We start from the raw sequence: 12,731 nt of genomic DNA on the forward strand, positions 1-12,731 counted from the left end.
ACTCTTGCTGATCCACATCAGTCGCCATGGAATCCATGGTGTCGCTCATGATCAGTCCTCCCCGCCAGGCACCGCCCGGCGTGTCAGGCCAACCCTGGATCCACCGTTATTCCGACACTCCCGCGGCCAGTCGCCTGCCAAAGACACAGACGGCTAGTCACCTTCAGTTTGGAAGGGCGGTCACCGGGGGTTGGTGGCCGCCCCCTGCTGTTTCATGTGCAGGTCTGCCTCTTAGTGCATGGTCCCGAACTTGGTGTTGTACCGGTACATGAAGGCTGCCATGGCGTCACGATTGACCGCGAGATACGGACGGTAGGTTTTGCTTCCGTCGGCCTCGGTCCAGCCGGTGCTGATGCCGCTGTTCGCGAGCCAGGTGATCTGCTTGTAGAACGGGTTGGTGGTGGCCACGTCGGTGAATGGCGAGGTCGCCGGTGGAGCGAAGGCGGGACTGCCCGCAAGGCGGTACATGAAGGCTGCCATGGCGTCACGATTGACTGCGAGATACGGACGGTAGGTTTTGCTTCCGTCGGCTTCGGTCCAGCCGGTGCTGATGCCGCTGTTCGCGAGCCAGGTGATTTGTTTGTAGAACGGGTTGGTGGTGGCCACGTCGGTGAATGGCGAGGTCGCCGGTGGCGTGAAGGCCGGACTACCCGCGAGGCGGTACATGAACGCGGCCATGGCGTCGCGGGCTACCGTCGCCTGGGGGTTATAGATCCTTGACCCGTCAGACTCGGTCCACCCGGTAGAGATGCCGTGGGACCCGAGCCAATTGATTTCGGACGTGAAGGGATCCCCGGAAATATCCGAGAAGATAGGGCCCGGGTTGGTCGCGAAATCCGTCAGCTGGGTAAGAGTGCCGTTGAAGAGGTCCTGGTCTCCGGGGAAAATGCCTGAATCGGAGTTCTGCCACAACGTGTAGTCCGACCAGCCGGCCGGCAACGGCCCGGGGTCGGTTGAGTAATAGGAAATGTGCAGGGGGTGCAGTCCGAAGCCCGACGCATTGCCGGTGCAGGTGGTCCACCAGTCGGTGGTGGTGTAAATGGCCGGTAGGCGTCCGGTCCGGGAAAGAATGGTCGTGGCGAAATCGGAGATCCAATTCACCATGTCACCCTGGCTCAATCCGTAGCAGGTACTTCCGTACGGGTTGTATTCGATGTCCAAGAGTTCAGGAAGGGTCTTCCCGTCCGCGGTCCAGGCGGCGCCGCTCTGCAGAAAGTAGTTGGCTTGGTCCGCTCCTGAGGACGCGTCAGGCAGCGCGAAGTGGTAAGCACCGTGGAGGAGTCCGGCGCTTGCGGATCCGGCATACTGGCTTGCGAAGTACGGGTTGGCATAACCGGTTCCCTCGCTTGCCTTGACGTAGGCGAATTTGGCACCGTTTGCCGCGGCAGCGGGCCAGTCCACATTCCCTTGGTGGCTGCTGACGTCCATTCCCGGCACTCCGGAGGACACCGAGGCGGGCGCTACGGCCTGGGCAGACATTCGCATTTGCGGAGCGGGCTCGTGACTGCGGACAGTTGAACCCATCGCGTGATCGTTTGAGGTATTTGACGTCGCGGATGGGGACGGTGGAGTGCTCACGGGTGATGCGGAAGCGGCGCCCGCTCCGGGCGCCACGAGAACAATACCGGCCAGTAGAACAGCCGCGTACCCGGCGACGCCCTTCCGGATACGAGGCCGGACGGAGTGCTGCCGCCCGCGAGCGCGTGGGATCGACGCGTCCATATGAAATTTCCTTCCGTTTTGGCAACGGAAGAGACCCGCGCCTGCCAACAACCGGCCGCCGGAGAGCGAACGGCGGACGTGACGGATACTACCAGCTCAAATCAAGACGAATGACAAACAGGTAAAATCCGCCGCGCAGGTCTGGTCCCCTTCAGACGGCGACGGCGGCACTCAGGTCAGGGCGCGCGGACGCCGGGATTCCGCCGCGACAAAAAACGGGCCGCGCTGACACTGTCAAAGAGTTAGTCCAGAATCTATTCTGTTGGTGAACCGCGTATATACACAGTTCACCAGGCCACCGGCACGTCCCGGGAAGACCATCCCGCTCCGGGGGCCGTCTCTATGAGGAGGCGTCCATGTCAACTCCCGATGTGCCAACCCGGGGGCCCGCGAGGCCGGGTCCGTATATTGTGGCCGGAGTCCTGCTAGCAATCGCCATTCTGGTTCCCCTGTTCGTCCCGGCGTATTCGATGGATAAGCCACGGCTAGGCGGGATGCCGTTCTTCTATTGGTACCAAATGCTGTGGGTTCCGATCACCGCAGGCATGGTGGGCATCTCCTATCGGCTGGTGACAAAGGAGGACCGTCGACGCCGCGAGGCCGTGCGCGGGGCGCGCACTGAGGAGCGGGAACAATGAGCGGGCTCACCGTCCCGCTGGCGGCCACACCGGATCGGCCCGTCAACGGCATCGCGCTTACCGTCGTCGTCGTCCTCTTTGCCCTGGTGGCGGTTTTGGGCTTCTTCGCGGCCCGCTGGCGCGCGGGCAAGGAGACCGGCCTGCACAGCCTCGACGAATGGGGCCTCGGCGGCCGCGGTTTCGGAACCTGGGTGACGTGGTTCCTCCTCGGTGGAGACCTCTACACGGCCTACACATTCGTTGCCGTCCCGGCCGCGATGTGGGCCACCGGCGCCGTGAGTGGTTTCTTCGCGGTGCCGTACACGATCGTGCTGTACCCGATCGTGTTCCTGTTGATGAGCCGGTTATGGTCGGTCTCGCATCGGCATGGGTTCGTCACGCCGGCGGACTTCGTTGGCGGGCGCTACGGCAGCAGGGCACTGACGGTTGCGGTAGCCCTCACCGGCATCGTCGCCACCATGCCGTACATCGCGCTGCAGCTGGTCGGCATCAAAGCCGTACTCACGGTGTTGGGCCTTGGCAGCGCGCAGAACGTGCTGCTGACGGACTTGCCGCTGATCATCGCCTTCGTGGTCCTGGCCGCCTACACCTACACCTCGGGCCTTCGTGCGCCTGCGCTTATCGCAGTGGTGAAGGATCTGCTGATCTACCTCGCGGTCATCGTTGCCGTGATCTACCTGCCGCTTAAGTTCGGGGGCTGGGACAACATCTTCGGCGCGGCCCAGACGAAACTCGACGCGATCAGTCCGGCCACAGGCAAGCCAACCGGCGTCTTCATCCCCGGTGCCGCAAGCTATTCGGCGTACTGGACCCTGGCTCTTGGCTCGGCCATGGCGCTGTTCATGTATCCGCACTCTGTCACCGGAGTCCTGGCGACAAAGAGCCGGAACACCATCCGCAAGAATGCCGCGGTCCTTCCGCTGTATTCGCTCATGCTTGGATTCCTTGCCCTGCTGGGTTACGCGGCCATTTCCGCGGGGACCAAGCCGATTGACTTGAACGGCGCCGTCAATCCGCAGCTAGTGGTTCCGCAGCTGTTCCTGGACAACTTCCCCGCGTGGTTTGCCGGGATTGCCTTGGCGGCTATCGCCATCGGCGCCTTGGTCCCGGCCGCGATCATGTCGATCGCCGCCGCCAACTTGTTCACCCGCAACATCTACCGGGACCTGATCCGGCCCGACGCCGACCCCAAGCAGGAGGCCAAGGTCTCCAAGATCGCGTCGCTCGTGGTGAAGTTCGGGGCGCTGATCTTCGTGATCGGGATGGACCAGTCGGCCGCCATCAATATGCAGCTCCTCGGTGGTATCTGGATCCTGCAGACATTCCCGGCGATCGTCGCTGGGCTTTACACCCGCTGGTTCCACCGCTGGGCGCTCTTCGTTGGTTGGGCAGCAGGGATCATCTACGGCACCGTCGCGGCGTACAACGTGGTCAACCCGGTGACGAAGGCGAACTTCGGCGGCTCCATCGCTGCCATCCCCGGCACCAACGTGCAGGTCTACATCGCCGTCGTGGCATTCGCGATCAACCTCATCGTTGCCGCGGTACTATCGCTCGTCTTCCGTGCAATGAAGCTCCCCGACGGGAAGGACATCACCCGGAACTCGGACTACGGAGCGGACGAAAACGATCCCAAGGTCGCTGAGCTCGAGCGCGAGTACCCGCTCGGTGGAACGGGGCGCGGAATTCTCTGAGGCCTCCGGACGGGGTGACCCGTTATGCTCAACTCATGTTGCCTGATCGCTACCTTGCCGAGCTGGCCGGCAGCCTCGACTCCCTCAAGGCTCTTGCCCGTCAGCCGGGCGAGGCGCTGCAACGTGCTGTTCCGGCGTGTCCCGGGTGGACACTGGATGCGCTCTTCGGCCATCTCGGGTCGATCGAACGGTGGGCGGCCGGCGTGGTTCTCAACGGGAAGCACGTAGAAGGGGAAAAGCCGCCCACCGAGGCCGCCACAGGGTGGTTCCTTGAGGGAACGGACGCCTTTTACCGGACGATGGCAGGGCTTGATCCGGAAGCGCAATGCTGGAACTTCGGGCCTCCGCCGCGGACGGCGGGGTTCTGGCTCCGGCGCCAGGCGCACGAGCACGCCATCCATCTGGTCGACGCCCTCCAGGCGTCCGGGCTGGAGGTTCCGTCGTTCACGGAAGACTTCTTGCTCGACGGCGTCGACGAGGCCCTGGCGATGTTCGCCCCGCGCCAGCTACGACTGGAACGGATGGCGCCCCTCGAGCAAGCCGTGACCTTCCGCGTCCCCGACGGCAGCACCTGGACGCTCGGCGACGGGCCGGTCGCAGCCACGGTTTCCGCCCCGACACGCGAAATGTACTTCGGACTCTGGGGCCGCTCCAGCCTTGCGGATAACGCAATGATCGAAGGCGACGCGGAGATCGCTCTCCGCGCCATCCACAGTCCACTTACTCCCTGAACCAACCGCCACCCGAGACCCCACAACCCATCCTCCTTGTGCATTGACCGCCGCAGTCGCATCATGGAGCCGTGACGGAAACCGCCATAGAACTCGCTGGCCTCACCAAACGGTTCGGCTCCTTCACCGCCGTCGACGGTCTTAGCCTGCGGGTCGAGCGCGGGGAGATCTTCGGCTTGCTCGGGCCTAACGGGTCTGGCAAGACGACCACCATCGACATGATCAGCGGCCTGAGCCGTCCGACCTCGGGCGCCATCACTGTTCTGGGGATCGACGTGCTGGCGGATCCGCGCAAGCTCCGGCGCTCGCTCGGTACGGTCCCCCAGGAGAACGCACTTTATGAGGAGCTGACCGCCGAGGCCAACCTCCGGTTCCATGCCGACCTTTTCGACGTACCCCGGGCGGGCCTCAATGAGAAGATCACCGCGCTGCTCGAACTGGCGCAGCTACAGGAGCGCCGCAAGAGCCGCGTCTCCACTTTCTCCGGTGGCATGAAACGGCGGCTGGCGCTGGTCCGGGCGATGCTCCACGAACCGGAGCTGCTCTACTTCGACGAACCGACCCTCGGCGTCGACGTGCAGAGCAGGCATGCACTGTGGGATCGAATCCGCGAGCTCAAAGAACGAGGCACCACCGTCCTCATCACGAGCAACTACCTTGAAGAGGCCAACGCACTCTGCGACCGGCTAGCGATCATAGACCGCGGAAAGCTGGTTGCGCTGGACTCGCCGAGCAACCTGAGGCGCAGTTTCGGTGACACGGTACTTGAAATGAGGACACATCCGGCGCCGGGGGACGACGTCGTCCGCAAGGTCCGTGCCCTCCCGGGCGTCGTCTCGGTCATCGCCTCCGATGGTTCGCTGAAGGTCACTGTGGAAGGCGGTGCCGACGTCACAGGGAAGGTCGTGACGGAGGTGGTCGGGACGACGAGCCTGGAAGAGATTCAAAGCCGCGAGCCAAGCCTGGACGAGGTCTTCCTCAGCCTGACAGGCAAGGAGCTGCGGGAATGAGCGTGCGCCACAACCTTCGCGTGGTGCGGGCGGTCGCGGCAGCGGACATCAAGCTCACCCTCCGCGAGCCGCTGTTTGCGATCATCGGGGTCCTGATTCCGATCAACTTCCTGCTCCTCTTCCTCCTCTTCGCCCTCAGCGGCGGCCAGGCGCCGATCGCCGTCGTAATGAATGACCGCGGTCCGCTCGCCCAACAGTTCGTCCAGGCCATGGGCCACTCGTCGTCGTTCATCATTCACACGGCTTCCGCGGCCGATGCCGAACACGAGATCCATTCCGGCACCATTGTCGCCGTCGTCACCGTCCCGCAAGAATTCGACGCCGCCCTGGCCGCAAAGGCGCGAATCGACCTTCCCGTGGAGGTCAACAACCTGAACGTCGACTTCACGAACGACATCCGGCGGGCGGTGCCGCTCTCGATAACGTCGTTCTACGCGAACGCTTTTCCAGACCAAGTGGTGGTGACCGCCCATGAATCCGATGTCCAGGCCGCCGACACCGGCTACATCCCCTACCTTGCCGTGAGCATCATGGTGGCCGGGCTGATGCTCGCGTCCCAATTGCAAGGCAGCGTCAACACGGCGCGGGACTACGAGCTCGGAACCATCAAGGAACTGGCTTTGGCGCCCGTGAGCCGGCTGACCATCGGCGTGGGCAAAGTACTGGGGGCCGCCGCCCTCGCGGCCGCGTCCGCGTTGCTGCTATTCACCGTCGTCGTCTTCTTTCTTGGCGTTCGTCCGCTGCATCCCTTGGAAGTCCTGGGTTTCGGGCTCCTGATTCTGGCGGCATTCCTCGCCCTCGGCGTGCTTGCCGGGACGCTTGTCCGCCGGCGGCAGCAAGCGATCCCCCTGTCCATCGCAATGGTCCTTCCCCTCTTCTTCTTGAGCGGGCCTTTCGGGCCCGCCAACTGGCTGGGCGCCCTCCCTGGCGCGATCGCTGCCGTCTCGCCACTCACCTATGCGATCGCCGCTTTCCAGCACGCGTTCCACGGTTACCAGACCGCTCCCCAAGGGCTGTCCGTCGATGCGATTGTGCTGGCAGGCTTCGCTTTGGCGGCTGTAGGGTCTGCGGCGTTCGTGTTCGGGCGGCGAGGGGCGAGGCACTGATGGGCTGGCATTGATGGGCGCACACTGATGGCCGCGCGGGCAGTGCTCGCGATTGCGGCGAAAGATATCCTGACATGGTTCCGCACGCCGTCGGCGATTCTGGCGAGCTTACTGCCGCCGGTCGCATTCCTGCTGATCATCTTCGTTGTGGCCGGAGCCGTGGGCCGCAACCCGGTGGCGCTGGTGGTCGAGGACAACGGGCCGCAGGCGCAGCGGCTCGTCTCGATCCTTGAGGACTCGGACGCGTTCCGCATCCAGCGTGCCGACCCGGTTCAGGCCGCGCATCTGCTGGATACCCTCCAGGTTGCGGCGGTCATCACGATCCCCGCGACGTTCGACGACGACTACCGGGCACAGCGGCCCGACCCCGTGAGCGTCCAGATCAACAACCTGAACCTGGACTTCACGAACGACCTGCGCCGCTCGGTGCCGGCCGCGATTACCCGGTTTTACTCGAGCCAGCCGGACACTCCGATCATGGTGGGCGTCGCCGAGTCCGACCTGAGGCCGCACGACGTCGATCTGGTCCAGTTCCAGCTCGTGCCCATCTTGGTGCTCCTGCTCACGATCATGGGCATCGTCAACGGCGGTTTGGCCGCCGCGCGGGAGTTCGAGGAGCTGACCATCAAGGCGCTGCTGCTCTCGCCGATCGGCCGCGGGACGCTGATCGCCGGGAAGATCCTGGCGTGCTGGGTGACAACGATGCTGGTGGCGGCGGTGGTGCTGGTGTTGTCGTTCGCCTTCGGGGTGCTGAGGCCCGTCGGCTGGTATTGGCTGCCTGCGCTGGCCGCGATCGGGCTGATCGCGCTGGCGGCCGCCGGACTCGGGACAGCTTTGGGAGGTGCCTTGCGACGCTTCTCGGCTGTGGCCGGGGCTGGGATCAACCTGTCGATCTATCTGTTCTTCCTCAGCGGCGGCATCAGTGTCGCGGCGTTCCTGCCTGATTGGATCCAGGCAATCGCGCATTTCACACCGACGTTTTACGGGGTGGATGCGCTGGAATCCGCCATCTTCTACCAGTCGACGGACAACCTGGGACGGGACCTGGCGGTGTTGGGTGTGACGGCTGCGGTTGGGCTCGGGTTGGGAATTGTGAGCTTACAGCGGCGGCTGGTTGAGGGTTGAGGGTTTGGTCGGTGGGGCCTCCCGACCAGAAAGCTACCCATGGACTTGATTGACAGCGCGAGCCTGCCCCGTCAACCAATAGGTGGCGTCAGGGTGCCATCCTGCCAAGACGGTGTAATGCGATTCATCGACTGGAATTGGTTCATATGAGGCCGCGAGGTACCCCGCAAAGGACACATGCACTGCGTCCCAATCGAGAGCAGCTCGGCGCCTGTCAGGAAGCAGCAGATTCGTTCCTTGACTTGGTGGTGGTCCCCAGTCAAAGGTCAAGAAACCTTGGCCATTCCGAGGGTACGCTGCCACGAGCTGAGCCCAGTCTTCTTTTCCATGAATCTCGAAGACAGTTGCCCTACCTGAGACCTCGACAGCCCACAATGAGTCCCGTTTGTCCTTCATCCAGTGATCATCCGGCGCAGCGGCGATAACGCAAGGAAAGCCAAGTACCGGGCCGCGGCTACTAACCAATACGCCAGCAGGTGAAACCCACCAGGTCGAACCATCGAGTACAGGCCCTTCCGCCTTTACCAAGGCATTCTCTGTTGTGTGCGCACCCGAGCGACCGCGCCTGAGATATGCAAACTGATGCTGAACTGAGATGGATTCCGTCCACCACCTAAGGCCAGTCCGCCTGGAGATGTCCAACGCAATCTCGGTCAGTGAGTTCTGAGCATCTGCGAGTATGTCGTCAAAACCGCGCCACTCGCTCTCCAAGCCGTGCGCGTAGCTGTTAACGAACTCGGAGGCAGTAGCGAAAATGGTCGCATCGCTTACTGAGCCGGCGCCCTCCATCCACCGATGCGCCGCTTCCGGGACTTGCCATAAGAGCGTGTTGGTCGAGGTGCCATCCAGCAATGCAAACCTAAATCGGTGGGGCTCGAGGCCAGCAATGCTGGCAAGAAGCGCTCTCCCGGTCCGCCCTTCAGACCACCGTGCCAAAGCATCACCATCCGAAGCCATGGCTCATCCTCCTAGTGGGCGGACACAGGTCGCGCCCTCCGACCCAACCAGAGCATAAATCGTTCCGTGCCCCTTGGTGAAGAAAACCCGAAACAGTTCCTTTCAAGCCATTGTGCGCGGACCGATCAAAGGGCTGATGCGTCTGAACGACGCGGAACTACAGGTCCCTCAGCGAGGAATCCGCGTCAAGTCGAACGAGTCTTGCGACGTGGCCAACCGCTCCAAGGCACAAGAACAAAGGAACACAGAAGAGCGCGCCGAGCACGAGCAGCCAATTGGGCATTGCCCACGCAGCCACCGGCAGGAGGTCGAGCTGCAGTCCGCTGAAGACCGCCGTTCCGACGATGGAGCAAACTGTTCCAAGGAGCGCTCCCACCGCGCCAATGATGAGACCCACTGCTGCCAGCTCGGCCATGTAAACACCTGCAATCGAAGCCCCCGACCAGCCAATGGCCTTGAGGAGGCCCACTTCGCGGGCTCTTTGCTTAATCCAGCTGCCACCAACCGACACTCCAACACCGAGGCAGAAGATAACGAGGAAGCCGCCGATCACCCAGCTGACCAGGGCAAGAAGAGCAAACAGACCTGATAGCGACCGGATTTGGCCTGCGACGCTGTTCACGGAGTATCCGAGGGCCCGGACCTGGTTTTGTACATTGACCACTTCGTCTGCTGAGTCAACGCGAACAAATGCGCGGGGGTAGGTCAGCGCTTTCGTATTCGCCCGGGCATTGGCGAGTGTGGATTGGAGTACCTCACTGGATACGTAAGCAGCTTGTGCGCCGTCGATACCAGGCGACGAGTTGTCATAGATGCCTGCCACGCGCAGAGACATGGAAACGGGTGCCCCGTTGCCGGGGCCGATTTCCTTTGTGTATACGAAGCTCAATTCCTTGCCAAGCAGCTGATCATATTTCTGGCCCTGCCCCTTGTCGGGAAGGAGGATCTGGCCTTCCCCAGGACCGTCCCCGGACACGTCTCCCAGCAGTACTTTCGGAGTGATCCCGCTGATGAAAGGCGTACCCATGAATGCACCGGGATTGTTCGGTGATGGCCAGTTTGCAGGGTCCTCTATCGCGAGGTCTATTTGTGCCCAACCGGAGGATCGCACTACGTGATCGATTTGGCTGAACCGGGATAATGATTCGTCAGTGATCTCACGAGCTGAGTCCGGACCTACTGAAGTTACCTCAACGTAATTCAGGGCTGAATTGGTGCTGATCTTGTTTGAGTATGAGCTTATTCCGGCCCCTACGATGCTGTCGGCGAAAACAAATACAGCAATGCCAAGACTCATTAGGACCGCGAGCGGCCTTAGTTTCGAGAGGGAAAGCCGCACCGACCTGGCAGCAAAGACCCTATTTCTGTTCAAGGAGCAACTCCTTCATGGGAAGCTGACGGTGGGCCACCTGCTGGAAAACTTCGTCATGGGAAGCGACCAGGACACCGCACCCACTGTTGGCGCCCGTCCGCATGGCGTCGAGGATGGCTTCGGTATTTGCCCGGTCAAGACCCGAACTTGGTTCGTCCGCCAGGAGTAGTGAAGGCCTGTTGATCAGCGCGCGGCAAAACGCGACCCGTTGCTGCTGCCCTCCGGAAAGTCTCTTCGCTTGCCGGTCTGCGACCGCGGCCAAGCCGAAGCGTTCCAGCTGCTTTGTCATGGCCGCGCGCGTCGTGGACTCGCGGCTGGCCAGGAGGACATTTTCCAATGCTGTAAGTTCGGGCAGCAGATTGCTGTTCTGAAACACCATTCCAATCTCGATCGAGCGGACCAGACTCGCCGTCCGGGGCGATGCATTGGTTCTGTCGTCACCGTCAATCCACACTCTGCCCGTATCGGGTGTTGAGAGGAGTCCCGAGATGTTGAGGATGGTTGACTTCCCCGAGCCCGATTCACCACGCAGCCAGACGATCTCACCCGCTTCGACATTCAGGCTGACTCCAGGAAGGACCAATTGTCGGTTCCCGCGCTCGTCTGAAAAAGACTTGGTGATGTTCTCAAGGCGCAGTACCGAGGTCACTTGTTCACCCCAAGGTCGTATGCGCCGGGGACCGCGATCATTGCGGCTGAAACCGAGAGGCTACACGGGGACTCCTTGCGTGCTTCCATCCGATACAAGGACGGGAATTCCTTGCAGCCTCTCAGTGTCAGGAGTCCCTCGGCCGCCTTGTCGAAGTCGTTTGATCCGAGTCCGGAGCGGCTTGCGTTCGTCATGGCCGTCAGCGCCCGAAAATAGTTCGGGCCGTTTCCTTTCGGTGAACTGATGAGCTGCGGGAGCGCGGACTGCACGGCCGGAAACATTGATCTCACTTCTTCGCTGTTTGAGAAGTACATGGAGTTGGAGAGCGCCATCAGTGCCCCGGAGAGTAGATCTTCAACTCCGGGGTCTGCATCGAACGCCTCCAGTCGCCCCAACCGGGCATTTGGCTCAAGCTGCACCAGAACATCCACCAGTTCGATGTACCCGCTGAGATTGGCGAAAGTCACGCTGGGCGGAACCGCCGCCCTACCGTGCTCGATGAGCGAACCGTAGTTCCCCCAGGATGGAGACCCAGAGCGCTTGAGAGACACAAGCGCCTTGAGCTGAGTGAGGAGATTGGCTTCGGGCTCCCTCAGGACCCGTTCCAATTCGTCCCGGGTCTGTTCGTTTGCGAGCTCTGAAAATCTCGTGTCGAGGAGTCTCGCGGCAAGATACGTCCCGTGGACCGAGCCTTTGGCAAGAGACGCTGAACGGATAAGTCCCGTCTTCTGGTCGACCCTGGGTGCAATATGATCTTTGACAAGTCGCTTCGCCTCTGTATGTGCATTCAGCAATTCCAAGGAACGCAGCATTGAAGCGATTAGTGCGTCATCGTGCACCTGGCTCGAATCCAGAAGCCTGACGATATGGTCTCTAGCACCGTTAGGAACGACCAGATCATTTCCAAGAGTTGCTCTCGCTTCAAGGGCGGCTTGAAAGTCAAGAGTTGACTCATAGTCGCCAGGGAGCTTGTTGGAATCCACGTTCTTCAACGCTCGTTCCAATTCGAGGGGCCTCTCCCTTTGCAGAGCCGAATAGGAATCGAAGAGTCGCCATAGTAGATAGGGCTTGTTCATGATCGAGTTGAGGTCAATTGCGCCAAGCCGTATGATCGCTTCTTCCACAAAGGACTTTCCTGCGATCACGGACCAGCTTTGCATCCTACCGATGTCGATCCAAAACCAAAGGGCGGCGATCTCCGCGCCTACATCCTGCTGCCTTGCGGGCATCGCGGTACTGGTCAATCTCTTTTCCAATTCGGCAGGCAAAGCTGCGCCGGCTGCCCTAATCAGCTTGAGCGCCGACCAGAGCGTCGGCAGGTCGACTGTGGACTGATCACCCAGTGCGTTGCGGACGGCCCGATTGGCGTTGTCCGCCGCCAGCAGGTGGGAACCGAAGTCCTCGGAGTACAACGCCGTCGTGTACAGATCTCCACGCTCTTGGCCCTCCCCTTCGGGCATCCTCGTGAGACCGTTGATTCCCTGGAGCTTCTTCAAGTCATGTTGTATGGCAGACACATCGTTGGCCGGCGCGGAGGGACCGGCACTGCAGGCAGTCAGGCAAAGCATGGCCACGATTAGCACCGATACCAGCTTGGCGTTTCGTGTGTGCTGCAACTTTTGCCGGCACATACCTGGCGGGTTCAGGGGGTCGTTGCAACGCCTGAGTGGTTGGTGGTGTTGTGGGACGTTTTGGTCGGCCTGAGGTTCGGCGTGAATTGGTTCGGG

9 protein-coding genes and 1 pseudogene are annotated in these 12,731 nt (G+C 61.8%); 6 read left to right on the forward strand and 4 right to left on the reverse strand.

Going from position 1 to position 12,731, the window contains the following annotated elements:
- Window positions 1–231: 231 nt before the first annotated feature.
- Window positions 232–1,524, reverse strand: coding sequence for a GH25 family lysozyme (locus tag J2S96_RS19800; protein ID WP_306867512.1), 1,293 nt, complete (start codon window positions 1,522–1,524; stop codon window positions 232–234).
- Between the two features lie 554 nt (window positions 1,525–2,078).
- On the opposite strand from J2S96_RS19800, the gene J2S96_RS19805 reads away from it, so the two are divergent.
- The 6 genes from J2S96_RS19805 (at window position 2,079) to J2S96_RS19830 (ending at window position 8,026) form a co-directional block, all read left to right on the forward strand.
- Window positions 2,079–2,360 carry a DUF3311 domain-containing protein gene (locus J2S96_RS19805; protein ID WP_306867515.1) on the forward strand — a complete coding sequence of 94 codons (282 nt, stop codon included), beginning with the start codon at window positions 2,079–2,081 and terminating at the stop codon, window positions 2,358–2,360.
- The gene (mctP, locus tag J2S96_RS19810; protein WP_306867518.1) at window positions 2,357–4,054 is read left to right on the forward strand and encodes a monocarboxylate uptake permease MctP; all 1,698 of its coding nucleotides are present in this window, start codon (window positions 2,357–2,359) and stop codon (window positions 4,052–4,054) included. Before J2S96_RS19805 ends, mctP begins: the two co-directional genes overlap by 4 nt.
- 35 nt (window positions 4,055–4,089) lie before the next feature.
- Entirely contained in the window at window positions 4,090–4,785 is a 696-nt protein-coding gene (locus J2S96_RS19815) for a maleylpyruvate isomerase family mycothiol-dependent enzyme (RefSeq protein ID WP_306867521.1), read from the forward strand.
- A 71-nt stretch (window positions 4,786–4,856) separates the two neighbouring features.
- Entirely contained in the window at window positions 4,857–5,795 is a 939-nt protein-coding gene (locus tag J2S96_RS19820; protein WP_306867525.1) for an ABC transporter ATP-binding protein, read from the forward strand.
- Window positions 5,792–6,901 carry an ABC transporter permease gene (locus J2S96_RS19825; RefSeq protein ID WP_306867528.1) on the forward strand — a complete coding sequence of 370 codons (1,110 nt, stop codon included), beginning with the start codon at window positions 5,792–5,794 and terminating at the stop codon, window positions 6,899–6,901. Before J2S96_RS19820 ends, J2S96_RS19825 begins: the two co-directional genes overlap by 4 nt.
- A gap of 27 nt (window positions 6,902–6,928) precedes the next feature.
- Window positions 6,929–8,026, forward strand: a complete 1,098-nt coding sequence (locus J2S96_RS19830) for an ABC transporter permease (RefSeq protein ID WP_306867530.1) — start codon at window positions 6,929–6,931, stop codon at window positions 8,024–8,026.
- Window positions 8,027–9,140: 1,114 nt separating this feature from the next.
- Here J2S96_RS19830 and J2S96_RS19835 read toward each other — a convergent pair.
- The 3 genes and pseudogenes from J2S96_RS19835 to J2S96_RS19845 form a co-directional block, all read right to left on the reverse strand.
- Window positions 9,141–10,010, reverse strand: coding sequence for an ABC transporter permease (locus J2S96_RS19835; RefSeq protein ID WP_306867532.1), 870 nt, complete (start codon window positions 10,008–10,010; stop codon window positions 9,141–9,143).
- Between the two features lie 502 nt (window positions 10,011–10,512).
- A pseudogene (locus J2S96_RS19840) lies at window positions 10,513–11,004 on the reverse strand (ABC transporter ATP-binding protein); the annotation flags it as partial.
- Window positions 11,001–12,500: a hypothetical protein gene (locus J2S96_RS19845; protein WP_306867537.1), complete on the reverse strand. Its 1,500-nt coding sequence runs from the start codon at window positions 12,498–12,500 to the stop codon at window positions 11,001–11,003. The pseudogene J2S96_RS19840 and the gene J2S96_RS19845, both read right to left, overlap by 4 nt.
- Window positions 12,501–12,731: the final 231 nt, after the last annotated feature.

This window comes from Arthrobacter bambusae, assembly GCF_030812595.1.
In the GTDB taxonomy this organism is placed as follows: domain Bacteria; phylum Actinomycetota; class Actinomycetes; order Actinomycetales; family Micrococcaceae; genus Arthrobacter; species Arthrobacter bambusae_B.